At 65.7% G+C, this 23,238-nt stretch carries 20 protein-coding genes and 1 other RNA gene; 9 read left to right on the top strand and 12 right to left on the bottom strand.

What is annotated here, in order from left to right; genetic code table 11:
- Positions 1-20: 20 nt before the first annotated feature.
- The 4 genes from AC6LJW_RS12140 to AC6LJW_RS12125 are packed head-to-tail and all read left to right on the top strand — an operon-like array spanning position 21 to position 4,410.
- Positions 21-1,733, top strand: coding sequence for an ABC transporter permease (locus AC6LJW_RS12140; RefSeq protein ID WP_056570748.1), 1,713 nt, complete (start codon positions 21-23; stop codon positions 1,731-1,733).
- A complete protein-coding gene (locus AC6LJW_RS12135; protein ID WP_056570750.1) occupies positions 1,730-2,815 on the top strand; it encodes an ABC transporter ATP-binding protein in 1,086 nt (361 codons plus the stop codon). The genes AC6LJW_RS12140 and AC6LJW_RS12135 overlap by 4 nt, the downstream gene beginning before the upstream one ends.
- 15 nt (positions 2,816-2,830) lie before the next feature.
- Positions 2,831-3,739, top strand: coding sequence for a LysR family transcriptional regulator (locus AC6LJW_RS12130; RefSeq protein WP_498087434.1), 909 nt, complete (start codon positions 2,831-2,833; stop codon positions 3,737-3,739).
- Positions 3,740-3,765: 26 nt separating this feature from the next.
- Positions 3,766-4,410 (top strand): histidine phosphatase family protein, encoded by a 645-nt coding sequence (locus AC6LJW_RS12125; protein WP_056570753.1) that lies wholly within the window; start codon positions 3,766-3,768, stop codon positions 4,408-4,410.
- Positions 4,411-4,597: 187 nt separating this feature from the next.
- On the opposite strand, the gene AC6LJW_RS12120 is transcribed toward AC6LJW_RS12125, so the two are convergent.
- The 3 genes from AC6LJW_RS12120 to carA form a co-directional block, all read right to left on the bottom strand.
- Positions 4,598-5,362, bottom strand: a complete 765-nt coding sequence (locus AC6LJW_RS12120) for an SDR family oxidoreductase (RefSeq protein WP_105240135.1) — start codon at positions 5,360-5,362, stop codon at positions 4,598-4,600.
- Between the two features lie 74 nt (positions 5,363-5,436).
- Complete coding sequence (carB, locus tag AC6LJW_RS12115) at positions 5,437-8,676, bottom strand: carbamoyl-phosphate synthase large subunit (protein ID WP_498087433.1); 3,240 nt, start codon at positions 8,674-8,676, stop codon at positions 5,437-5,439.
- 10 nt (positions 8,677-8,686) lie between these two features.
- Positions 8,687-9,841: a glutamine-hydrolyzing carbamoyl-phosphate synthase small subunit gene (gene carA / locus AC6LJW_RS12110; RefSeq protein WP_056570759.1), complete on the bottom strand. Its 1,155-nt coding sequence runs from the start codon at positions 9,839-9,841 to the stop codon at positions 8,687-8,689.
- Between the two features lie 234 nt (positions 9,842-10,075).
- On the opposite strand from carA, the gene tal reads away from it, so the two are divergent.
- Entirely contained in the window at positions 10,076-11,029 is a 954-nt protein-coding gene (gene tal / locus AC6LJW_RS12105; RefSeq protein ID WP_056570761.1) for a transaldolase, read from the top strand.
- A 48-nt stretch (positions 11,030-11,077) separates the two neighbouring features.
- On the opposite strand, the gene AC6LJW_RS12100 is transcribed toward tal, so the two are convergent.
- Positions 11,078-11,605, bottom strand: coding sequence for a carboxymuconolactone decarboxylase family protein (locus AC6LJW_RS12100; RefSeq protein WP_056570764.1), 528 nt, complete (start codon positions 11,603-11,605; stop codon positions 11,078-11,080).
- Between the two features lie 98 nt (positions 11,606-11,703).
- Between AC6LJW_RS12100 and AC6LJW_RS12095 the strand changes: the two genes are divergently transcribed.
- The 4 genes from AC6LJW_RS12095 (at position 11,704) to AC6LJW_RS12080 (ending at position 15,569) form a co-directional block, all read left to right on the top strand.
- Positions 11,704-13,893: an ATP-binding protein gene (locus AC6LJW_RS12095; RefSeq protein WP_427987040.1), complete on the top strand. Its 2,190-nt coding sequence runs from the start codon at positions 11,704-11,706 to the stop codon at positions 13,891-13,893.
- 25 nt (positions 13,894-13,918) lie between these two features.
- The gene (locus AC6LJW_RS12090) at positions 13,919-14,275 is read left to right on the top strand and encodes a response regulator (RefSeq protein ID WP_234015920.1); all 357 of its coding nucleotides are present in this window, start codon (positions 13,919-13,921) and stop codon (positions 14,273-14,275) included.
- A 10-nt stretch (positions 14,276-14,285) separates the two neighbouring features.
- Positions 14,286-14,918, top strand: coding sequence for a hypothetical protein (locus tag AC6LJW_RS12085; RefSeq protein ID WP_498087432.1), 633 nt, complete (start codon positions 14,286-14,288; stop codon positions 14,916-14,918).
- 75 nt (positions 14,919-14,993) lie between these two features.
- The gene (locus AC6LJW_RS12080; protein WP_498087431.1) at positions 14,994-15,569 is read left to right on the top strand and encodes a biliverdin-producing heme oxygenase; all 576 of its coding nucleotides are present in this window, start codon (positions 14,994-14,996) and stop codon (positions 15,567-15,569) included.
- A 25-nt stretch (positions 15,570-15,594) separates the two neighbouring features.
- Here the strand turns inward: AC6LJW_RS12080 and AC6LJW_RS12075 are convergent, their stop codons facing one another.
- The 8 genes from AC6LJW_RS12075 to ffs form a co-directional block, all read right to left on the bottom strand.
- Positions 15,595-16,389: an ABC transporter permease gene (locus tag AC6LJW_RS12075; protein ID WP_056570775.1), complete on the bottom strand. Its 795-nt coding sequence runs from the start codon at positions 16,387-16,389 to the stop codon at positions 15,595-15,597.
- A gap of 3 nt (positions 16,390-16,392) precedes the next feature.
- Entirely contained in the window at positions 16,393-17,202 is an 810-nt protein-coding gene (locus AC6LJW_RS12070; RefSeq protein WP_056570777.1) for an ABC transporter ATP-binding protein, read from the bottom strand.
- Positions 17,195-18,235: an ABC transporter substrate-binding protein gene (locus AC6LJW_RS12065; RefSeq protein ID WP_056570782.1), complete on the bottom strand. Its 1,041-nt coding sequence runs from the start codon at positions 18,233-18,235 to the stop codon at positions 17,195-17,197. Before AC6LJW_RS12065 ends, AC6LJW_RS12070 begins: the two co-directional genes overlap by 8 nt.
- A complete protein-coding gene (locus AC6LJW_RS12060) occupies positions 18,232-19,506 on the bottom strand; it encodes a CaiB/BaiF CoA transferase family protein (RefSeq protein ID WP_056570784.1) in 1,275 nt (424 codons plus the stop codon). Before AC6LJW_RS12060 ends, AC6LJW_RS12065 begins: the two co-directional genes overlap by 4 nt.
- Before the next feature lie 67 nt (positions 19,507-19,573).
- A complete protein-coding gene (recR, locus tag AC6LJW_RS12055) occupies positions 19,574-20,182 on the bottom strand; it encodes a recombination mediator RecR (protein WP_056570786.1) in 609 nt (202 codons plus the stop codon).
- 21 nt (positions 20,183-20,203) lie between these two features.
- Entirely contained in the window at positions 20,204-20,530 is a 327-nt protein-coding gene (locus AC6LJW_RS12050; protein ID WP_056570788.1) for a YbaB/EbfC family nucleoid-associated protein, read from the bottom strand.
- A gap of 44 nt (positions 20,531-20,574) precedes the next feature.
- On the bottom strand, positions 20,575-22,947 hold the full coding sequence (dnaX, locus tag AC6LJW_RS12045; protein WP_498087430.1) for a DNA polymerase III subunit gamma/tau: 2,373 nt from the start codon (positions 22,945-22,947) through the stop codon (positions 20,575-20,577).
- A 151-nt stretch (positions 22,948-23,098) separates the two neighbouring features.
- Positions 23,099-23,196, bottom strand: an RNA gene (gene ffs, locus AC6LJW_RS12040) — signal recognition particle sRNA small type.
- Positions 23,197-23,238: the final 42 nt, after the last annotated feature.

Below are 23,238 nucleotides of genomic sequence, written 5' to 3'. Positions count from 1 at the left end.
AACGATATTCGGGAATCTCGATGAATCATTCGAGCCATTCGCGCCTGCCCGCCGGCCCAGTCCTGGCGGCGCTGCTGGTGTTCGGCTTTCTGCTGCTTTTCCTGGCCGTGCCGGTGGGCACGGTCTTTCACAGCGCGTTCGTCAACGCCGACGGCAGCTTCACCACCGGTCATTTCGGCGCGTTCTTCAACCAGCCGTTGATGCGGGAAGCGTTCTTCAACAGCCTGTACGTAGCGGGCTGGTCGGCGCTGCTGGCGTCGCTGATCGCGGTGCCGCTGGCGTACTTCACGGTGCGCTTCGATTTTCGCGGCGCGCTGCTGATCCAGACGCTTGGCGTGCTGCCGCTCATCATGCCGCCCTTCGTGGGCGCAGTGGCCATGCAGCTGATCTTTGGCCGCTCGGGCAGCGTGAACCTGCTGCTCAATGACTGGTTCGGCTTCACGATTCCGTTCATGGAAGGGCTCAACGGCGTCATCTTCGTTGAAGCCATCCACTATTTCCCGTTCATTTTGATGAACCTCGTCGTGGCGCTGCGCAACATCGACGGGGCCATGGAAGAGGCGGCGTTCAACCTGGGGTCGCGCGGGTTCCGGCTGTTTCGGCGCGTGATCTTTCCGTTGGCCCTGCCCGGCTATGTTGCGGGCGCGTCGCTGGTGTTTGTGAAGGTTTTCGACGACTTGGGCACGCCGCTGGTGCTGGGCACGACCAACATGCTGGCGCCGCAGGCGTACCTGCGCATCACGCAGGTGGGGCTTGAGGATCCGCTGGGTTATGTGATCAGCGTGATTATGGTGGGCTTTTCGATCCTGGCGCTGTGGCTGTCGGCGCGCGTGCTCAAGGGGCGCGACTATTCCACGTTGCAGAAGGGCGGCAATTCGATCCAGAAACGCAAGCTGGGTCCGATGGAAAGCGTGCTGGCCTATGGATGGATCATCCTGGTCCTGCTGCTGGTGCTGTCGCCGCATATCGGCGTGCTGCTGTTATCGCTGGCCAGCGTCTGGAGCTATGCGCCCCTACCGGACGGGTACACGCTGGCGCACTATTCGGCCGTGTTCTCGGAGTCGCAGGGCATGATCGCCAACACGCTGCTGTATTGCGGCCTTGCCGCAGGCATCGACGTGATCCTGGGCACCGCGATCGCGTACCTGATGCTGCGCACCCGGCTGCCGGCGCGGCAGTGGCTGGATTTTCTGGCGTCCGCGGCGCTGGCGATTCCAGGCATCGTGCTGGCCATCGGCTTTTTGCGCACCTTCCGGGGCATCGAGCTGCCGGGCACGGGGACGATGCTGACGTCATCGTGGATCATCATCATGCTCGCGTATTCCGTGCGCCGGTTGCCGTACGCGCTGCGCTCGTGCGTGGCGGCGTTACAGCAGATCCATGTGTCGCTCGAAGAGGCGGCCCAGTCGCTGGGCGCCACGCGCATGAGCACGATCCGGCGCGTGGTGGTGCCGTTGATGGCGGGCGGCATGCTGGCCGGGTTCGTGACCAGCTTTGTGACCGCCGCCGTGGAACTGTCGGCCACCATCATGCTGGTGACCAAGGACAGCCAGGCGCCCATGAGCTATGGCATCTATCTGTACATGCAGAGCGCCGCGGGCCGCGGGCCAGGCGCCGCGCTTGGCGTCCTGGCGGTGGTTGCCGTAGGCATCGGCACATACGTATCGCACCTGCTGGTGGACCGCGCATCGAAGCGCCAGCAACCGGCGCGCAATGAAGGGGAATCCGCATGAAGAAAGTCAGCGTCGAATGCCGCAACATCCAGCTGTCCTACGGCAAGACTGAAGTGCTCAAGGACGTCAGCATCAGCATCGAGCCGGGCGAGTTCTTTGCGCTGCTCGGGCCGTCGGGGTCGGGCAAGTCCACCCTGCTGCGGCTGATCGCAGGATTCAACCGGCACAGCGCGGGGCAGTTGCTGGTGGACGGCAAGGACATCAGCGGCACCCCGCCCTGGCATCGGAACATCGGCATGGTGTTCCAGAACTATGCGCTGTGGCCGCACATGACGGTGTGGGACAACGTGGCATTCGGCCTGGTCGAGCGCAAGCTGCCCCGCGCCGAGATCCGCACCAAGGTGGAAGCCGCGCTCGATCTGGTGGGGCTGTCGCAATACGCCAAGCGGCGTCCCAACCAGCTTTCGGGCGGGCAGCAGCAGCGCGTGGCGCTGGCGCGCACCATCGTGATCGAACCCCAGGTGCTGCTGCTGGACGAGCCGCTGTCCAACCTGGACAAGAAGCTGCGGGTGCAGATGCGCCAAGATCTCCTGAGCCTGCAGCGCCGCCTGGGCATCACAACGATCTTCGTCACGCACGACCAGGAAGAAGCGATGACCACCGCCGACCGGATGGCGGTGCTGGACCACGGCGTGGTCCAGCAGATCGGTGCGCCGAGCACGCTGTTCGACTACCCCGTGAACCGCTTCGTGGCGAATTTCGTGGGCACGATGAATGTGCTGGAAGGCAACGTGCGCGAGCGCACCAGCAGCAGCGTGACGCTGGCGGTGGATGGCGTGGGCGACCTGCATCTGCCGCTGACGGGCGACGCGCCCGCAGCCACGCGGCTGGCGGCGAGCTTTCGGCCCCACACGGTGCAGATCGAGATGGCGGACGGCCTGGGCGATGCGCGCTATGTCTGGCTGCCGGGCATCGTGGAAAGCAGCGAGTTTCTGGGCGAGTTCACGCGCTATCAGGTGCAGGTGGGTGAACAGCGGCTGACCGCCGACCAGGCGCATCTGGCCGGCCTGTCGCCGTTTCCCGCGGGCGCGCCGGTGTCGGTGGGATTGGAGCCGACACAGGTGCGGCTGCTGGCGGCCTGACCTACACTCGCGGCCATGGAAATCTACCAGATCCGTGCCTTCGTCACGGTCGCCCGGCTGGGCAACCTGACGAAGGCGGCCGAGGCGCTGTCGCTGACGCAGCCCGCCGTGACCGCGCAGATCAAGGCGCTGGAGCAGAGCCTGGGCGTGGCGCTGTTCGACCGCAACGGCGGCCGTCTGGCCCTGGCCAAGGCGGGCGAGGTGCTGCTGCCCACGGCGGAATCGCTGCTAGTGCTGGGTGCGCAATTCAAGTCCGAGGCGCAGCAATTGCAGGGCAACCTGCATGGCGTCGTCGAACTGGGCGTGCCCAGCGAAAAGCCCGATTTCCTGCGCCTGGGCGAGCTAGCCTCCGCAGTCACGCAGCGCCTGCCGCTGGTTGAGCTGAAGACCCAGACCCAGCCCGCCGCGGCGCTGGCCGAACAGGTCAGCACCGGCCGTCTGCCCGCCGCGCTGACCATCGCGGCCAACGCGCCGCGCGGCGTGCTGTGGCAGCCGCTGCGCAGTGTGCGCTATCGGATTGCGATGCCCGCCGAGCATGCCGCAGTGCTCAAGCGCGGGGGCTGGCGCGAGGTGGCGCAACTGCCGTGGCTGGACGGTCCGTCCGGCAGCCACACGCATCTGTTGCTGCGCGATATGTTCGAGCGCCACGGACTGTCGCCGCGCATCGTCATGCAGAACGACGACCAGGCCAACATGGATGCGCTAGTGCGGGCCGGCGCGGGCTGCGCGCTGTTACGCGAGGAAACCGCACTTGCGGGCGCCGCGTCCAGCGACTTCATCGTGTGGGGCCAGGCACGCGTGGACGCGGTGCTGGGCTTCATGCTGCCTTACGAACGCGCTAGCGAGCCCGCGCTGGTCGCGTTAAGCTCGATCATTCAAGCCATCTGGAAGCCGCGCACGCCCATCGCGCCGGTCCAGGCATAAGGCTCAATCCCCGCAACAAGACTGCAATGACTGAAATCTGGTTCATCCGCCACGGCGAAACCGACTGGAATCGCCAGCGGCGCCTGCAAGGCTGGCAAGACATTCCCCTGAACGAATTCGGCATCAACCAGGCAAGCCTGCTGGCTGCACGCCTGCACGAAGAAGCCAAACACACGCCGATCCACGCGATCTACAGCAGCGACCTGCAACGCGCGCACGCGACCGCCCTGCCCGTGTCCGAGCAGCTTGGCCTGCGCGTGCGCGTGGAGCCGGGCATCCGCGAGCGGGGTTTCGGCGTGCTGGAAGGCCTGGACCATGAGCGCATCGACGTGCTGGCGCCGGAAGCCGCGGCGGCGTGGAAGAGCCGTGATCCGCTGCGCCCGCTGGACGGCGGCGAATCGCTCGGCCAGTTCCAGTCGCGCGTCATCAGCACGGTGGACGATATTGCCAGCCGCCACGAGGGCGAACGCATTCTGATGTTCACCCACGGCGGCGTGCTGGACATCATCTGGCGCCATGCGTCGGGCGTCCCGCTGAACGCGCCGCGCGACGCGGCGCTGCTCAATGTCAGCATCAACCGGGTCGGCGTGGACGGCCGCAAGTGGGAGGTACTGGACTGGGGCGATGTAACGCACATTGCCGCCGAGGTGGGCGACGACGTGGTGCCTTGATCCAGCTACCCGTGTCTGTAGGTGTCAGTCACCCGATTGAGACACGCGCACCAGATGTTCTCAGGCGTCTGACACCCATGGAGCAGATGCGTCGGTTGAAGATCGTTTCCGTAGGGTGTCAGACACCTGAGAACAACGAAGATCGTTTCCGTAGGGTGTCAGACACCTGAGAACAACGCAGCTAGCCTCATGCCGTCTTGCGCGGTTTGCGGGGGGCGTTGCGGGCGAGTTTGTCGTAGACGGCATTGGGGAGCAGGCGCATCAGCTTGGCCACAACGCCCATTTGCCACGGAATCACCGTATAGCTGGTCCCCTTGCCGATCGCCGCGTGCGCGCGCGATGCGAAGGCGTCCGCTTCCATCAGGAACGGCATCGAATACGGATTGTGTGCCGTCATGGCCGTCTTGATGTAGCCGGGCGCGATGGTCACGACGCTGATGCCCTGCGCGGCCAGTTCCAGCCGCAGGCTTTCGCAATAGGTCACCACCGCCGATTTTGAAGCGCTGTAGGCGCCCGCGCCGGGCAGGCCGCGTATGCCCGCCACGCTGGCGATGCCGACCAGGCGCCCTGCCCCCGCCGCGCGCATCGGCGCGATGAAGGGTTCGAACGTGGACACGGTGGCCAGCAGGTTGGTGTCGACAATGGCCTTGAAGACGTCGAAATCCTCGCCGTGGTCGGTCAGCGTGCCGGCGCTGATGCCGGCGCTGGCGATGACCACGTCCACCCTGCCCTGGCAGAACGCGATAAAGTCCTGCGCCGCAGCGTGCAGCGCGGGACGGTCGCGCACGTCCACGGCGTAGCATCGGTGATTGCCGGGCAGGCTGTCCGCCAGTTCGCGCAGGGCGTCCTCGCGGCGGCCCAGCAAGCCCAGCGTGGCGCCCTTGGCAGCGTACTGCGCTGCCAGGGCGCGGCCAAGGCCGCTGCTGGCGCCGGTGATGAAGACTCTGTCCATGTGCTGACCTGCCTGTTATCGCGTTGCAAAAAATTAGGGCACGCTTTCGCGTGCCCTAATTGTGTACTGCCGGCTTACTTCTGCAGGGAAGCGTGAAGCTCTTGCAGCGGGTACACCTGCAGGCCGAGGCCTTGGCGCAGATACTGCATGCCTTCGACCGCGGCGCGGGCGCCGGCGATGGTCGTGAAGAAGGTCACGCGAGCGGCCAGTGCCTGGGTGCGGATGGTCCGCGAATCGACGATGGCGTTGCGGCGTTCTTCGACGGTGTTGATGACCAGCGAGATTTCGCCGTTCTTGACCATGTCGACGATGTGCGGACGGCCTTCGGTGACCTTGTTGACCACCTGCACCGGAATGCCAGCGGCTTCGATCTCGGCGGCCGTGCCGCGCGTGGCGACCAGCTTGAACCCCAGGGCATGCAGGCCGCGCGCCACTTCAACGGCGCGGGGCTTGTCCTGGTTCTTGACGCTGATGAACACCGTACCGGATTCCGGCAGGCGCACGCTGGCTGCAAGCTGCGACTTCACGAAGGCTTCGCCGAAGCTCATGCCCACGCCCATCACTTCGCCGGTCGACTTCATTTCCGGGCCGAGGATGGTGTCCACGCCCGGGAACTTGACGAACGGGAACACGGCTTCCTTGACCGAGAAGTAAGGCGGCACGACTTCCTTCGTGATGCCTTGCGCGGCGAGCGTCTGGCCGGCCATGGCGCGCGCGGCGATCTTGGCAAGCTGCAGGCCGGTGGCCTTGGAGACGTAAGGCACCGTGCGCGAGGCGCGCGGGTTCACTTCCAGCACGTAGACGTCGCCGCCCTGGATGGCGAACTGCACGTTCATCAGGCCGCTGACGTTCAGGGCCTTGGCCATCATCGTGGTCTGGCGCTTGATCTCGGCGATGACGTCCGCCGACAGCGAGTAAGGCGGCAGGCTGCAAGCCGAGTCGCCCGAGTGCACGCCGGCCTGCTCGATGTGTTCCATGACGCCGCCGATGAAGACGGTTTCGCCGTCGGCCAGGCAGTCCACGTCGACTTCGGTGGCGTTATTCAGGAAGCGGTCCAGCAGCACGGGCGAGTCATTGCTGACCTTCACGGCCTCGCGCATGTAGCGCTCGAGGTCTTGCTGTTCGTGCACGATTTCCATGGCGCGGCCGCCCAGCACGTAGCTGGGACGCACGACCAGCGGGTAGCCGATTTCGGTGGCGTGGGCCAGGGCCTCGCCTTCGGTGCGCGCGGTACGGTTGGGCGGCTGACGCAGGCCGAGCTTGTTGAGCAGCTTCTGGAAGCGCTCGCGGTCTTCGGCGACGTCGATGGATTCGGGGCTGGTGCCGATGATGGGCACGCCGTTGGCTTCCAGGGCGCGCGCCAGCTTCAGCGGCGTCTGGCCGCCGTACTGGACGATCATGCCGACCGGATTTTCCTTGTGGACGATTTCCAGCACGTCTTCGAGCGTCAGCGGCTCGAAGTACAGACGGTCGGAGGTGTCGTAGTCGGTGGACACGGTTTCCGGGTTGCAGTTGACCATGATGGTCTCGTACCCGTCGTCGCGCAGCGCCAGCGCGGCATGCACGCAGCAGTAGTCGAATTCAATGCCCTGGCCGATACGGTTCGGGCCACCGCCCAGCACCACGATCTTCTTGCGATCGGTGGGCGCGGATTCGCACTCTTCCTCGTACGTGGAGTACATGTAGGCGGTGCGGGTGGCGAATTCGGCGGCGCAGGTGTCGACGCGCTTGTAGACCGGACGCACGTTGAGCTGATGACGCAGCTTGCGCACTTCGGATTCAACCGAATCCAGCAGGAACGCGAGGCGGCGGTCGGAGAAACCGCGGCGCTTCAGTTCAAACAGCGTGGCGTAATCCAGGTCGGCCAGCGTCTTTTGCTCGAGCGCCAGCTCGATGTCGACGATTTCCTTGATTTGCGAAAGGAACCACGGGTCGATGTGCGTGATGTTGTGCACTTCGTCCAGCGTGAAGCCTTGCGCGAAGGCGTCGCCCACGTACCAGATGCGTTCCGGACCGGGTTCGCCGAGCTCGACCTGCAGCTTCTCGCGGTCGGTGGTCTTCTGGTTGAGGCCGTCGACGCCGACTTCCAGGCCGCGCAGCGCCTTCTGGAACGATTCCTGGAAGGTGCGGCCGATGGCCATGACTTCACCCACGGACTTCATCTGGGTGGTCAGGCGCGCGTCGGCGGTGGGGAATTTTTCGAACGCGAAACGCGGCACCTTGGTGACCACGTAGTCGATGGTGGGCTCGAACGAAGCCGGCGTGGCGCCGCCGGTGATTTCGTTGCGCAGCTCGTCGAGCGTGTAGCCCACGGCCAGGCGCGCGGCGACCTTGGCGATGGGAAAGCCCGTAGCCTTGGACGCCAGCGCCGACGAACGCGACACACGCGGGTTCATCTCGATGACGATCATGCGGCCGTTCTTGGGATTGACGGCGAACTGCACGTTCGAGCCGCCGGTATCCACGCCGATTTCACGCAACACCGCGATCGATGCGTTACGCATGATCTGGTATTCCTTGTCGGTCAGCGTCTGGGCCGGCGCGACGGTGATGGAGTCGCCCGTGTGGACGCCCATCGGATCCAGGTTTTCGATGGAGCAGACGATGATGCAGTTGTCCGCCTTGTCGCGGACCACTTCCATCTCGAATTCCTTCCAGCCGAGCAGCGACTCTTCGATCAGGAGCTCGCTAGTGGGCGAGGCTTCCAGGCCGCGGCGGCAGATGGTTTCGAATTCTTCGGCGTTGTAGGCGATACCGCCGCCCGAACCGCCCATCGTGAAGCTGGGGCGGATGACCGCAGGGAAGCCGGACGTACCGACTTCGGCCGCGATGCGGCGCTGCACTTCCCAGGCTTCGTCCATGTTGTGGGCGACGCCGGACTTGGCCGATTCCAGGCCGATGTCGGTCATGGCCTGCTTGAACTTCTGGCGGTCTTCGGCCTTTTCGATGGCGTGCTCGTTGGCGCCGATGAGTTCGACGTTGTGCTTCGTGAGCACGCCGTGGTGGGCCAGGTCCAGCGCGCAGTTCAGCGCGGTCTGGCCACCCATCGTGGGCAGAAGCGCATCGGGCTTTTCACGCTCGATGATTTTTTCGACGGCTTGCCAGGTGATGGGCTCGATGTAGGTGACGTCGGCCGTTTCCGGGTCCGTCATGATCGTGGCCGGGTTGCTGTTCACCAGAATGGTGCGATAGCCCTCGGCCTTGAGCGCCTTGCAAGCTTGCGCGCCGGAGTAGTCGAATTCGCAGGCCTGCCCGATGATGATGGGGCCGGCGCCGATGATGAGAATGCTTTTTAGGTCTGTACGCTTGGGCATGATGCAGTCTTTACTTTTGGCCGGACATCAGGCTGATGAACTTGTCGAACAGCTCGAGGATGTCGTGCGGACCCGGGCTGGCTTCGGGGTGACCCTGGAAGCAGAAGGCCGGGCGGTCGGTGAGCTCGAAGCCTTGCAGCGTGCCGTCGAACAGCGAGACGTGCGTCACGCGCGCGTTGGCGGGCAGGCTGGCTGCGTCGACACCGAAACCGTGGTTCTGGCTGGTGATGAACACGCGCTTGGACGCGAGGTCTTGCACCGGGTGGTTGGCGCCGTGATGGCCCGTCTTCATCTTGACGGTCTTGCCGCCCACCGCCAGGCCCATGATCTGGTGGCCCAGGCAGATGCCGAACACCGGCAGCTTCTTGTCCAGGAAGGCGCGGGTGGCGTCGATGGCGTAGTCGCAGGGCTCGGGGTCGCCGGGGCCGTTGGACAGGAACACGCCGTCGGGATTGAGCTTGAAGACGTCTTCGGCGGTGGTCTGGGCCGGCACCAGCGTGATGCGGCAGCCGCGGTCGGCCAGGAGACGCAGGATGTTGCTCTTGACGCCGTAGTCGTAGGCGACCACGTGGAACTTGGACTGGTCGGGCGACGTGAACCCGCCTTCGAGCTGCCAGGTGCCTTCGGTCCAGCCGGTGCTTTCCTTGATGGACACGACCTTGGCCAGATCCTGGCCGGCCATGCCGGGAAAGCCGCGGGCGAGTTCAACGGCGCGTTCGGCGTCGGAACCCACGAAGATGCATGCGCCCTGGGCGCCCTTTTCGCGCAGGATGCGCGTGAGCTTGCGGGTGTCGATGCCGGAAATGGCAACGATGCCCTGCTCGGTCAGGTAGTCGGGCAAGGATTGCGTGGAACGGAAGTTCGACACGCGCGCGGGGCAGTCGCGTACCACCAGGCCGGCGGCGTAGACGCGGTTGGATTCCACGTCTTCGGCGTTGACGCCGGTATTGCCGATGTGCGGATAGGTCAGCGTGACGATCTGACCGCTATAGCTGGGATCGGTGAGAATTTCCTGGTACCCGGTCATCGCGGTGTTGAACACCACTTCGGCAACGGTATGGCCAGGCGCACCGATCGACACGCCTCGAAAAATGGTACCGTCCGCCAGAGCCAGAATTGCAGGAGGGAAGCGGTTGATCCCCTCGGGAAAGAGTTGCGGCAGCACAGTAAACCCCGGTTTTAGAATCGATAATCAAACCTTCGGATTATACCTTGACCGGCCGTTTTTCCCGGAGAACCGCGCCAAATAAGGCCGAAACAAGGTTTTTCCGCTGTTTTGCCGCGCTGTTGCGCGGCCTGCGGCGGTGCCCCTCGGCCTTGCGGGGGACAGCGGCCCGGTAGCGTCGGTGATACGCTAGGAGCACCTTCAACCCTAGCCAGCTGCGAGTCGTATAAGTCCATGCCCAGCCAACTTGACGCCCTGCGTGACCACACCACCGTTGTTGCCGACACCGGCGATTTCGAAGCCATGAAGGCGTTGCGTCCCACCGACGCGACCACCAACCCGTCCCTGATTCTCAAGGCCGTCCAGCAGGACGCCTACCGCCCGCTGCTGGAAAAGACCGCGCGGGAACACCGCGGCGCCTCCACCGCCGAACTCATGGATCGCCTGCTGGTCGCCTTCGGCCGCGCGATCCTGGACATCGTGCCGGGCCGCGTGTCGACCGAGGTCGACGCCCGCCTGTCGTTTGACACCCGCGCCACCATCGAACGCGCCCGCGGCCTGATCGCCCTGTACGAGGCCGCCGGCATCCCGCGCGAGCGCGTGCTGATCAAGATTGCCTCCACCTGGGAAGGCATCCAGGCCGCCCGCGTGTTGCAGTCCGAGGGCATCCGCTGCAACCTGACCCTGCTGTTCTCGCTGCCCCAGGCGGTCGCCTGCGCCGATGCGCGCGTGCAGCTCATTTCGCCTTTTGTCGGCCGGATCTACGATTGGTACAAGAAATCGGCCGGCGCGAACTGGGTGGAAGACGACAACACGGGCGCGCGTGACCCGGGCGTGCAGTCCGTCACCAATATCTATCGCTACTACAAGCACTTTGAAATCCCGACCGAGATCATGGGTGCGAGCTTTCGCAACGTGGGGCAGATTCTTGCGTTGTCCGGCTGCGACCTGCTGACAATCAGTCCGGACCTGCTGAACAAGCTGGCCGCCACCGAGGGCGATGCGCCCGCCCAGCTTCGCGCCGGCGATGCAAGCGGCAGCATGGCGCGCATCGGCGCGGACGAAGTAACGTTCCGCACGCTGCTCAATGACGATGCAATGGCCAGCGAGAAACTGTCCGAAGGAATCCGCCTGTTTGTGGCCGATGCCATTAAGCTGGATGCGCTGATCGAAGCCCAACGCGGCTGACGCGGCAGGCAAGTGCGCGGCGCGCGGCTAAGGCCGCGCACCGTGCACTTAGCGGTGATCGTGGGAATGTACCTGCAGCGCTTCCAGGAAGCGCGACACCATGTTGTAGGCCGCCACCGTCGCCGTCAGTTCGACGATCAGCTTTTCAGATCCCATGGCCGCCCGCGCAGCCTGAAACACCGGCTCGGGCACCTGGACTTGCCGGGTCATGGCGTCGGTGTAGGCCAGCACTGCCCGTTCACGCTGGCTGAACAGGTCGGAATCTTCCCAGGCGTCCAGCGCATCGAGTTGCGCCTGGGACACGCCTTCCTTCAGGGCGATCGGCGCATGCTGGTCGGCCTCGTAAGGCGCTCCGTTGATCGCGGCAACCCGCATGATCACGAGCTCGCGCAGATCGCCCGGCAAGGAACTGAGCTGACGGATGGAAGTCAGGTAATTCAACCAGCCGCCGGCCACGGCCGGGCTGTGCAGCAGCATCTGATACAGGTGCAGCACGCTTCCGCGTTCGGCGACGATGCGGTCCACCAGGGGCCGTGCTTCGGGATGAGTCAGATCAGCGTAGGGCAAGCGGGCCATGCGAACTCCAAAGGGATAGAGGGCAGCAAATGCACACATTCTCACAATATCTTTGACATAATGGCACCACACCTGCGCGTCTACGGTACCCCGCACGAATGAATGCGCCGACAGAATCCTACCCCCAATTCACTCTCGCCAACTGCGACAGCGAACCGATACACATACCGGGCGCCATCCAGCCGCTTGGGGCCTTGCTCGCGTTCGACGCGGACGGCGTGCTGCGCTACGCCAGCGAAAACGCCGCCCAGATTCTGGACACATGCCTGACGCTGGACCAGCCCTGCAAGCCCGAGGCGCTGCCGCCGGGCCTTGCCTACTGCCTGTCCAACTGGCTGGGCAACTCCGACCCCATTTTTGATCCGCTGACCATCACGCTGGATCGCGCCATGTGTGACGTGATCGGCCATCGCAACATCGACGGGCTGACCATTGTCGAGCTCGAACGCCGCGCCGACTGCGTCGGCATTGCCTCGCCCGAGCGTATCTACCGCAGCATCGAACGCGTGCGCCGGCAGCGCGACATTCCCTCGCTGCTGGACAGCATGGTGCGCGAAATCCAGCGCGCCACGGGCTTTGACCGGGTGATGGCGTATCGCTTCCATCCCGACGATAGCGGCGAGATCGTGGCCGAACAGCGCCGCGCGGATCTGGACGACTGGGTGGGCCGCCGCTATCCGGCCGGCGACATCCCCGCGCAAGCGCGCCGGCTTTACACGGTGAACACGCTGCGGCTGATCGCCGACGCGACTTACCACCCCGTGCGCGTGCTGAGCGCGCCGTCGCCGGCGCCGCGCGAGCTGGACATGAGCTTTTCGGTCCTGCGCAGCGTGTCGCCGATCCATCTGGAGTACATGGCGAACATGGGCGTGCGGGCATCGATGAGCCTGTCGCTGGTGATCGGCGGCCGCCTGTGGGGCATGATCGCCTGCCATCACCACACGCCGCGCGCCGTTCCCTACCCCGCCCGCCTGGCGTGCGAAGCCATGGCGCAGGTCGTATCCGCCACCGTGTCCGGCATCGAAGCGAATGAGCGGGCAGAGCAATCCCGCAAGAGCGCCGCGCTGGTCAGCGTGCTTGCCGAGCAGGTGTCGGCTTCGGAAAACGTGCACCAGGCGCTGTCGCGCGGCGACGAAACGCCTGCCGCGCTGGTTCCGAACGACGCCGCGCTTTGCCTTTGGGGCAACAGCGTCACCGTCTTTGGCGGCATTGCCCCGCGCGGTGAACTGGCCGGCATTCTGCACGCGCTGGACCACAGCGGGCAGCGCGTGGTGCACACCACCAACATTGCGCGCGACTACCCCGAACTGCAGACCGACCTCGTCCCGTACGCGGGCCTGCTCGCCTGCAAGTTCGACCCCATGAACAATGGCTGGCTGATCTGGCTGCGCAAGGAACAGATCGAAACCCTGGTCTGGGGCGGCAAACCGGAAAAGCAGTACGCAGTGGGCGCCCTAGGTCCGCGGCTGACGCCGCGCGGCTCGTTCGAGGCGTGGCGCGAGGTCGTGCGCGGCGTCTGCCTGTCCTGGCTGCCCACCGAGCTTGAGGCCGTGGACAATCTGCGCGACGAGCTCTCACACATTTCGACCAGCCGCACCGCCGACGTGGACCGGGCTCGCTCGGCGCTGCTCGCCATGCTTGGCCACGACCTGCGCGACCCCCTGCAATCCATCTCCATGGCCGCGACGCTGCTATCGCGCACCGATACCGGCGCGCGCATGGGCGAGCGCATCCGCTATTCCAGCGGCCGGATGCAGCGCCTGATCTCGCAAGTGCTGGACCTGTCCCGCCTGCAGGGCGGACTGGGCCTGGGCATCGAAAAAAGGCTGTGCGACCTGTCCACATTGGTGAATGGCCTGATCGAGGAAAAGCGCCAGGCCTACCCCGGCCTGCGCATCGAACCCGACGTGCCGGACGGCCTGACGCTCATGGCCGATACCGATCGCATCGCGCAGGTAGTGACCAACCTGATGAGCAACGCGCGCCAGCACGGCGCGCCGCGACAGCCCATCCTGGTGACCGCCGCAACATCCGGCGACGGCATTACGCTCAGCGTCACCAATCATGGCGGGCCGATCGCCGAAGACGTGCTTGCGCACCTGTTCTCGCCCTTCAAGCCGGAATCGGTGGGCCAGTCGCGTAACCGAACCGGCCTTGGGCTGGGCCTGTACATTGCCGAACAGGTCGTGCGCGACCACGGCGGCAACATTGCGGTCCAATGCCGCGACGGGCTCGTCATCTTCACGGTCACGCTGCCCCGCGCCATGCCCGAAACAACCCCCTCTTGAATCTGGGAGACATAACTTGAACGAAGTGCGCGCCATGCGGGTCCTGCTGGTGGACGACAACGAAATGGGATCGGAACTGCTAGCCGAGTTCCTCGCGCTTTCCAACCTGGAAACGCGGTGCGCCGCCACCGGGGCCGAAGCCCTGGAGCTGGTCAACACGTTCACGCCGGATGCCGTGCTGCTGGACATCCTGCTGCCCGACATGGACGGCTACGAGCTGGCCAAGCGCCTGCGCGAACGCGCCAACCCGCCTCGCATCTATGCGCTGAGCGGCCTGGCACGGCACGAACGACGCGATGCCATCAACGGCATCTTCACCGGATGGATCGAAAAGCCCGCGGACCCCGACGCGCTCCTGGCCATTCTGCACGAGGCCAATTGACGGTTCTTTCATGATTCATTCCAACACCCTTGGCCTGCTGGCCGTGAAGGGCGTGCAGCTCAAGGTGCTTAGCCAGATCTTTCCCGTGCTGCGCCACGAAGTCCTGGGCCCGCTGTCCAGCGCGTCGCTCGCTGCCGCCATGCTGCGCCAGGCGCCTGAAGGAGCCACCGGCGAAGCCATCCAGCAGCGCTGCGAGCGGCTTGCCGGCGATCTTTCCGACATGCTCGACGAAAGCGTAGGCATGGTGCGCGAGCTGGATGGCTGGCTGAGCGACGGCGGCGCCATGACTTCCAGCGGCGACCTGCTGCACGACTGCCGCAAGCTGATGTTTTCGCACCTGCTGCTGTCGAGCCACGGCATCCGCTGGCCCGAGCAGGTGGCGCACGCCGACGTGCCCCTGTTCAGCACGCGATATCTGGTCCTGGCATGGCTGTTGTGCCTGTTGCCGCTGGTGCCCGCGGATGCCCACCTCGAAATGGACGCGTCCGAGCCCGGCGTGTGGCGCGCTCGCGTGCCCGAGGGCGAGCCGGCCGCGGATCAGCCCGGGGCCTTCGATCCGCAAGAAGTCGAGTTGCTTGCAGCCGCTGCGGGCTGGCGCCTGGAGCATCAGGACCGTTGCTGGTCGCTGCATTTGCCGTGCTAACCCCGGCGCGGCAACCCTGCCGCTGTCACTTTGCCGGTTCAACCGCCCCCACCCACCCTTCACGTCACGAGCCTCATGATTTCTCCCGTCCATCAGGTGCTGCGCGAAGGCACCCGCGAACGTCACGAAACGCTGGACCAAGGTCTGGCGCTTGCCGAAGATCACGTCGACCGCGGCCACTATCTGGCCTATCTGCGCGCGCTGCTGGGATGGCTGGAACCGTTGGAGCGACGGCTCTGGCAACTGGACTGGCCGGCATCCCTGCGTGCTGGTGAGCGGGCCGGCAAGACTGTCTGGCTGCACGAAGACCTGAAAGCGGCGGGCGATGCCGCATCAATCGTTCATTGCGAACACTCGCCGCAGGTGGCGGCGGCGGACGCCTATGCACTGGGCGTCGCGTACGTTGTCGAGGGTTCGCAGTTGGGCGGCCGGTTCCTGGCCAAGCGTCTGCAAGCGGTGGCGCCCGATCTGCCTCAGCGCTACTTGCACGGGTATGGCGAACAGGTGGGACCGTTGTGGAAGGAGTTTCTGCTGTACCTGGACAGCGAGGCTGGCGCGCTGGGCCGCGAGGAACAGGCGCTGCAAGGCGCCCGCGACGCCTTCGACAGCCTGACCGGCTGGCTGCGCAGTCAGGGCGCGCTGCGGGCCTGAGCCCGGCAGCGCGCCGCACGGCGGATTACAGTTTCTCGGTTTCGCCCGACTTGGGCTGCCACTTCATCAGGCGCTTCTCGCCGACCCCGACGATCGTGTCCAGGATCAACGCAAAGGCCGTCAGCACGATGATGCCAGCAAACACGGTGTTCACGTCGAACGTGCCTTCGGCCTGCAGGATCAGGTAGCCGACACCGCTTGCCGAGCCCAGGTATTCGCCGACGACTGCGCCCACGAACGCCAGACCCACCGAGGTGTGCAGGCTGGAAAACACCCAGCTTGTCGCCGACGGCAGGTACACATGGCGCAGCAACTGGCGCTTGCGTGCGCCCAGCATGCGGGCATTGTCCAGCAAGGTGGGGCTGACTTCTCGCACGCCCTGGTAGACGTTGAAGAACACGATGAAGAACACCAGCGTCACGGCCAGCGCCACCTTGGACCAGATGCCCAGACCGAACCACATGCCGAAAATAGGCGCCAGGATGACGCGCGGCATTGAATTCGCCGCCTTGATGTAGGGATCCAGGATTGCGCTGGCGCGCGGCGACAGCCCCAGCCACAAGCCGAAGGCCAGACCCGCGATCGTGCCGATGAAAAACGCCAGCACGGTTTCGGTCAGCGTCACGGCCAAGTGGTTGTAGATGTCGGCGTTGGTGACGAACCACGCCCAGATGCGCCCCCACACCTTCAGCGGTTCGCCGAAGAAGAAGGCAACCTTCGGATCGCGCGACGCAAAATGCCAGACGGCCAGGATGATGACGAGAAGCAGCAATTGCCAGATGCGCAGGCTGCCGGAACCGGATTTGTTCAGTTTGGCCATGGCTCAGGCTCGCTTCTGTTGGGCATAGCCCTTGAGCACTTCCTCGCGCAGCACACCCCAGATGGCGGCGTGCAGTTCGACGAAACGCGGGTCGATGCGCACTTCGGCCACGTCGCGCGGACGTGGCAGATCGATGGCAAATTCTCCGATGGGATGGGTGCCAGGACCGGCGGACAGCACGATCACGCGGTCGCTCATGGCGATGGCTTCGTCCAGGTCATGGGTGATGAACAGCACCGCCTTGCGCTTGGCCATCCACAGGTCCAGGACCTCGTTCTCCATGAGCTGGCGCGTCTGGATGTCCAGCGCCGAGAACGGTTCGTCCATGAGGATGATGTCGGGGTCGCGGATCAGCGTCTGCGCCAGCATGGCGCGCTTGCGCATGCCGCCCGACATCTGGTGCGGATAGCGGCCCTCGAAACCGCCCAGGCCGACGCGGCGCATCCATTCACGTCCGCGGTCCAACGCCTCGGCGCGGGGCACGTTGGCGAATTCCAGGCCGGCGATGACGTTGTCGAGGGCGCTGCGCCAGGGCAAGAGCGCCTCGCCCTGGAACATGTAGCCCGCACGTTCGTTGATGCCAACCAGCGGCTGGCCAAAGACCTTCACCTGCCCCGACGACGGCGCCAACAGGCCGGCGCTGACGTTGAGCAACGTGGACTTGCCGCAACCGGTCGGGCCCACCACGGACACGAACTCGCCTGGCGCGATGGCCAGGGTCGTGTCGCTGACCGCGGTGTAGCGCTGCGACCGGTCGTCACGCGAGACAAAGGTGCAACTTATGTTTTCCAGCGACAGTGCGGCTTCAGCCATTGGCATACTTCTCGTTGGCGCGGCGCGCGAAATCGTTGGTCCACACCTTCGACGGATCGACCTTCGAGCCGTTGAAGTCAGCCTGGTAGGCGGCCAGCGCCTTGAGCGCGGTGGCCGCGCCGTCTTCGGGGATCATGCCGTCGGGCGACAGGCCTTCCATGCTCTTGCCGAGCGCGGCCTTGTAGATGGCCGGGTCGCCCAGCAGGTAGGTTTCGGGCACGACCTTGGCGATCTCCTCGGGGCCGGCCTTCTGAATCCACTTGTCGGCGCGCACGATTGCGTTGGTCAGCGCCTGGACGGTGTTGGGATTGGCGTCGATGAACGTCTGCGGCGCATACAGGCAGCCGGCGGGCATGTTGCCGCCGAAGATTTCCTGCGTGTCCTTGAGCGTACGCGTGTCGACGATGATCTGGATGTCGCCGGGCAATTCCAGCATCGAGACCACCGGGTCCGTGTTGGAGATGGCGTCGATCTGGCCGCTGCGCACGGCAGTCACCGCGCCCGCGCCGGCGCCCACGCCGATGAAGGACACGTCGGAGGCCTTCAGGCCATGCTTGGCGAGGAAGAAGCTGACGACCATGTTGGTGGACGAGCCCGGCGCGGTCACGCCGATCTTCTTGCCCTTCAGGTCGGCAGGGCCCTTGTAGCCCGGAATATTCTTCTTGGAGACGCCCACGCCGATCATCGGCGCGCGTCCTTGCAGCACGAAGGCGCGATAGGCCTGACCCTTCGAGTGCATGGACAGCGTGTGCTCGAAGGCGCCCGAGACCACGTCGGCGCTGCCGCCCACCACGGCCTGCAGGGCCTTGGAGCCGCCGGCAAAGTCCGCGATGCTGACGTCCAGCCCTTCGTCCTTGAAGTAACCGCGCACCTCGGCGATCGTCAGCGGGAGGTAATAGATCAGCGGCTTGCCGCCGACTGCGATCTGGACCTTGGTCTTTTCAAGCTTCTGCGCGCGCACGATGGCAGGGGCCATGCTCATGACGCCGGCAGCGCCGGCAATCTTGAGCAGTTCACGGCGGGTGACTGTCATTGCTTTGTCTCCTGGTTGTCGGATATTCCGATAGCGCCGGTCTTCGCCAGCTCGTCGATAGCCGCTGAATCATACCCCAGCGATTTCAGGACTTCCTCGGTATGTTCCCCTAATTCCGGGCCCACCCAGCGCGTCTGGCCGGGCGTCTCCGAGAGTTTGGGCACCACGCCGGGCAGCTTCACGGGACTGCCGTCGGCCAGGCGGTGCTGCTCGATCATGCGGCGCGCAAGGAACTGCGGATCGCTGAACATGTCGGCCACGCTATAGATCTTGCCGACCGGCACGTCGGCGCGTTTCAGGGCTTCAAGCGCCGCTTCGATGCCGCGTCCATCGCACCATTGCTGGATCGCGCCGTCGATCTCTTGGACGCGCCGCGCGCGGCCATCGTTGCGCACCAGGTCCGGATCCTCGGCCAGGTCGTCGCGGCCGATCGCCCGCATCAGGCGATGAAAGATCGCGTCGCCATTGCCGGCGATGACGATGTTCTGGCCATCGCGCGTGGTGTAGGTGTTGGAGGGCACGATGCCGGGCAGCGCGCCGCCGGTGCGCTCGCGCACCACGCCGGCCACATCATACTCGGGGACCAGGCTTTCCATCATGTTGAAGACGGCTTCGTAGAGCGCCACGTCAACCATCTGGCCCTGCCCTGCCTGGCATTCGTCGCCCGTCTTGCCGTTCCAGCGGCCGCCGGTGGCGTCGCGGTGGCGCAGCGCCATCATCGCGCCGATCACGCCATGCAGCGCCGCGATGGAATCGCCGATGGAGATGCCGACCCGCAGCGGCGGGCGGTCGGGGTGGCCCGACACGTAACGCAGCCCGCCCATGGATTCGCCGATGGCGCCAAAGCCGGGCTGATCCTTCATAGGTCCCGTCTGGCCGTAGCCGGATAGGCGAACCATGATGAGCGCGGGATTGATGGCTCGCAGCTGTTCGTAGCCGAGCCCCCACTTTTCGAGAACGCCCGGGCGGTAGTTCTCGACCACCACATCGGCGTCCAGCGCCAGCTTGCGGGCGATCTCTTGCGCGCGCGGGTCCTTCAGATTGAGCGCGATGGATTGCTTGTTGCGGGCCTGCACCGTCCACCACAGGGAATTGCCCTCGTGCAGATGGCGCCAGCTGCGGATGGGATCGCCGCCTCCCGTGCCGTCCGGCCCGTGCGGGGTCTCCACCTTGATGACGTCGGCGCCGAATTCGCCGAAGATGCGCGCGGCGAATGGGCCGGCGATGAGCGTGCCGAGTTCCAGGACTTTCAGTCCGGTCAGCGCTGACATGGGTTGTCTTCCTCACATTGGTTGCCCGGCCGATGCGTTGCCGGCGGGCGTTCTGGTACCGCGAGCGTCAGGTGGTCTTGCGCTCCATCAGAGCCCAGGCGATGGTGCCGGCGTCGACGTATTCAAGCTCGCTGCCGGCGGGCACGCCACGCGCCAGACGCGTGACCCGCAGGCCGCGCTCGCCCAGGGCCTCGCCCAGAAAATGCGCGGTGGTCTCGCCTTCGGCGGTGAAGTTGGTGGCCAGGATGACTTCCTGCACCACTCCGTCGGTCGCGCGCTTGATCACGCGCTCGAAATCCAGTTCGCGCGGGCCGATGCCTTCCAGCGGCGCGACCCGGCCCATGAGCACGTAGTACAGGCCACGGTAGCCGTGGCTGGACTCGATCATGTTCTGGTCGGCCGGCGTTTCGACGATGCACAGCAGCGAGGGATCGCGCTTGGCATTGGAGCAGGTAGCGCAGACCTCGTCTTCGGAAAAGCTGTTGCAGCGCGCGCAGTGCTTCAGATCCCGCACCGCGCCGGCGAGCGCCCGCCCCAGCATGTCCGCGCCTTGCGGATCATGCTGCAACAGGTGATATGCCATGCGTCTGGCCGACCGCACGCCCACGCCGGGCAGGCGCCGCAGCGCTTCGATCAGCGAGACCAGCGGCTCGGGTTCAGGCAGTAAGGGATCCATTGCAGCCTACGGCAACGGCAATCAGAACGGCAGCTTCATGCCCGGGGGCAGCGGCATGCCGGCGGTCACCGAGGCCATCTTTTCCTGGGACGTGGCTTCGGCCTTGCGCAGCGCGTCGTTGAACGCGGCGGCGACCAGGTCTTCCAGCATGTCCTTGTCGTCGGCCAGCAGCGACGGGTCGATTTCGACGCGCTTGACGTCGTGGCGGCAGGTCATGGTGACCTTCACCAGGCCGCCGCCCGAGGCGCCATCGACCTGGATGTCGGCCAGCGCATCCTGCGCCTTCTTCATGTTTTCCTGCATCTGCTGCGCTTGGCGCATCAGGCCGGCGAGTTGTCCTTTCATCATGATGGGAGCTTCCTTGATCGAGGGGAATGAGGTTGGCCGCTGCGTCAGGCGGCGGCCGCTGAATCAACGTGGCGGATCGAGCCAGCGACGACATGGCCGCCGAAGTCCGCCAACAGCGCTTGTACAAAGGGATCGTCGGCCACGGCGTTTTCGGCCGCAAGCTGGCGCGCCGCGCTTTCGGCCTGGGCCACGGCAAACGCCGTGGCGTCGCCGGTGACGCCAACCTGCACGTCCAGCCGGATGCCCTGTCCGAAATGTTCGCACAGGACGGTCTGCAGCCTCACGCGGCTTTCGCTTTCGGCCAACGTCTTGACGGCCACGCGCAGGATGATGGCATCGCCCTGCACGCCGGCCCATTCGCTCTGGCGCGCCAGTTCCGAGGCCAGGCCCGTCACGGGCAGGCGCGCGGCCAGCTCGGGCCAGGACGCCGAGTCCATGTCCGTCAGGCGAGGCGCACGCGACTGACGCTTGCGCGCGGGCGCGGGGCCATCGCGGCGGGCGGCGGACGGAGCGGGTGCGGGCGACGTCGAGGGCGACGTGGCCAGGGTTTCGAAATCGTCGTCCGGATCGGACGTGAAGCCGCTGTCGGGGATGAATCCGCCTTCGGCTTCAAAGGGGATTTCTTCGTCGACCCAGGACGGCGGACCGTCAGCGTCTTCCAATGCCGGGGCGATCGCTGCGGCGGCCGGTGTCACGGCCAGGGCAGCGGAGCCCTGCGGTTTGGCGGACGGTGCGTGTGGCGTCGCGGCGTCGGGGGTCGATGCGGCGGGGGTCGCTGCAGTGGCGGTCGATGCGGCGGCCGTCGATGCAGTGGCGGTCGTCACAGCGTGTGGCGCCGCGTTGTTCGTCGGTGCATCGGACGTCGCTGCGCCCACGCCTGCATGCGCGGCGTCTGGCGGCAGGTCTTCCCAAGGCGGGACGCTGCTGCTGTCTGCGGATTGCGAGGCGGGCGCGGCAGGCGATTGCGACGGTGCGACGGCGGCGGGTTGCGCGGGCGCAGCGGAGGCGGCGGAAGATTCCGACGGAGCGCCAACGGTCGCGGACGCTGATGGGGACGTGGATGCTGATGCGGATGCCGGCGCCTCGTTGACCGAAGCACCGTCGGCAGCGGCGTCGCCCGCCGAAACATTGACGGCCTCAGCAGGGTTCACCGATGCGCCGGACGCTGGGGGAGCGACCACGGCGGTGTCCGGCGCGGACGCGGCAGGCTGTCCCGCGCCCGTAGGCGCTGCGGCCGCGGTCGCAGCGGCGGCTGGCGCGGCGATGGCGGCTGCGGGTTCCGCCGCCTGCCGCGCAGGCGCGGCGGGTGCTTCCAGCGCGGTCTGCGGGCCGGCATCGCCATTGAGCGCCAGCATGCGCAGGCACGCCATGATGAAGCCCGCGTATTCGTCGGGCGCCAGCGTCAGTTCGCCGCGGCTATGCACGGCGACGGAGTAGAACAGCTGCACGGCGTCCGGATGGAGCGCCTGCGCCAGGCGGGCGATGTCGGCGGCCAGCGGATCTTCGGCGGCGGTGACGCCCGTCACGCGCTGCTCGATCGCCACGCGCGAGAGCAGCACGGCCAGGTCGGCCAGCGCACCGGCATACGACAGTCCGCGAATGGCGAGTTCGTCGGCCACGGCCAGCACGCCCTTCGCATCGCCCGAAGCCAGGGCATCGAGCAGGCGAACAAGGTGGCGTTGGTCGATGGTGCCGAGCATGCCGCGCACGGCATCCTCGGTGAGGTTGCCCGCGCTGTAGGCAATGGCTTGGTCGGTCAGCGACAAGGCGTCGCGCATCGAGCCCGACGCGGCCTGCCCGATCAAACGCAAGGCCGGAATTTCAAAGCCCACGTCTTCCTGGCCGAGCACGGCCTGCAGATGGCCCACGATGGAGTCGGCCGGCATCTGCTTCAGATTGAATTGCAGGCAGCGCGACAAAACCGTCACCGGTATCTTCTGCGGATCGGTGGTGGCCAGGATGAACTTGACGTGCGGCGGCGGCTCTTCCAGCGTCTTGAGCATCGCGTTGAACGCGTGCCCGGTCAGCATGTGGACTTCGTCGATCATGTAGACCTTGAAGCGTCCCGCGCCCGGCGCGTAGACCGCCTGCTCCAGGAGCTGCGTCATTTCCTCGACGCCACGGTTGGACGCGGCGTCCAGCTCAAGGTAGTCGACGAAGCGGCCCGAATCGATCTCGGTGCAGGCGCGGCAGACGCCACAGGGCTTGGAGGTGATGCCGGTTTCGCAATTGAGCGATTTGGCCAGGATGCGCGAGAGCGTGGTCTTGCCGACGCCTCGGGTGCCGGTGAACAGCCAGGCGTGATGCAGGCGTTGTGTGTCGAGCGCATGGGTAAGCGCGCGCACCACGTGATCCTGTCCCACCAGGGTATCGAACGATCGCGGCCGCCACTTGCGGGCCAATACCAGATAAGTCATGGCTGGATTGTAGAGCCTGATTGTTGAACCCGTTGATCGAGCGGGCTGGAATGCAAAGGGGACGGGCTTATTCCCGTGGAACGAATCCTTGGAAAATAACCCCGTCCCCTATGAAAGCAATGTAGCAAACGCTACTGCCTTGAAGAATCCGGTTGGCGAGCCTTACTCCGGCACTGACCCTAAACGACTATGGCTGCTTCGTTCCCGACCTGACCAGGTTCACCGTCGAACCATGCGAAGGGGCCCGCCAGCCGAGATTCTAGCAGAGCTGCGCTTCGCGCGCTCGCTAGC

This window comes from Achromobacter sp. 1012554356 (assembly GCF_059760815.1).
This window is presented reverse-complemented; position numbering and strand designations above follow the sequence as displayed.

Excerpts from the sequence above, each read along its gene's own strand:
- AC6LJW_RS12095 (WP_427987040.1), top strand. The coding sequence starts at position 11,704 with ATGAATGCGCCGACAGAATCCTACCCCCAATTCACTCTCGCCAACTGC.
- AC6LJW_RS12125 (WP_056570753.1), top strand. The coding sequence starts at position 3,766 with ATGACTGAAATCTGGTTCATCCGCCACGGCGAAACCGACTGGAATCGC.
- AC6LJW_RS12140 (WP_056570748.1), top strand. The coding sequence starts at position 21 with ATGAATCATTCGAGCCATTCGCGCCTGCCCGCCGGCCCAGTCCTGGCG.
- AC6LJW_RS12085 (WP_498087432.1), top strand. The coding sequence starts at position 14,286 with ATGATTCATTCCAACACCCTTGGCCTGCTGGCCGTGAAGGGCGTGCAG.
- AC6LJW_RS12065 (WP_056570782.1), bottom strand. The coding sequence starts at position 18,235 with ATGACAGTCACCCGCCGTGAACTGCTCAAGATTGCCGGCGCTGCCGGC.
- AC6LJW_RS12100 (WP_056570764.1), bottom strand. The coding sequence starts at position 11,605 with ATGGCCCGCTTGCCCTACGCTGATCTGACTCATCCCGAAGCACGGCCC.
- AC6LJW_RS12135 (WP_056570750.1), top strand. The coding sequence starts at position 1,730 with ATGAAGAAAGTCAGCGTCGAATGCCGCAACATCCAGCTGTCCTACGGC.
- tal (WP_056570761.1), top strand. The coding sequence starts at position 10,076 with ATGCCCAGCCAACTTGACGCCCTGCGTGACCACACCACCGTTGTTGCC.
- AC6LJW_RS12060 (WP_056570784.1), bottom strand. The coding sequence starts at position 19,506 with ATGTCAGCGCTGACCGGACTGAAAGTCCTGGAACTCGGCACGCTCATC.
- AC6LJW_RS12080 (WP_498087431.1), top strand. The coding sequence starts at position 14,994 with ATGATTTCTCCCGTCCATCAGGTGCTGCGCGAAGGCACCCGCGAACGT.
- AC6LJW_RS12050 (WP_056570788.1), bottom strand. The coding sequence starts at position 20,530 with ATGATGAAAGGACAACTCGCCGGCCTGATGCGCCAAGCGCAGCAGATG.
- AC6LJW_RS12130 (WP_498087434.1), top strand. The coding sequence starts at position 2,831 with ATGGAAATCTACCAGATCCGTGCCTTCGTCACGGTCGCCCGGCTGGGC.
- AC6LJW_RS12120 (WP_105240135.1), bottom strand. The coding sequence starts at position 5,362 with ATGGACAGAGTCTTCATCACCGGCGCCAGCAGCGGCCTTGGCCGCGCC.
- AC6LJW_RS12075 (WP_056570775.1), bottom strand. The coding sequence starts at position 16,389 with ATGGCCAAACTGAACAAATCCGGTTCCGGCAGCCTGCGCATCTGGCAA.
- carB (WP_498087433.1), bottom strand. The coding sequence starts at position 8,676 with ATGCCCAAGCGTACAGACCTAAAAAGCATTCTCATCATCGGCGCCGGC.
- dnaX (WP_498087430.1), bottom strand. The coding sequence starts at position 22,947 with ATGACTTATCTGGTATTGGCCCGCAAGTGGCGGCCGCGATCGTTCGAT.
- AC6LJW_RS12070 (WP_056570777.1), bottom strand. The coding sequence starts at position 17,202 with ATGGCTGAAGCCGCACTGTCGCTGGAAAACATAAGTTGCACCTTTGTC.
- recR (WP_056570786.1), bottom strand. The coding sequence starts at position 20,182 with ATGGATCCCTTACTGCCTGAACCCGAGCCGCTGGTCTCGCTGATCGAA.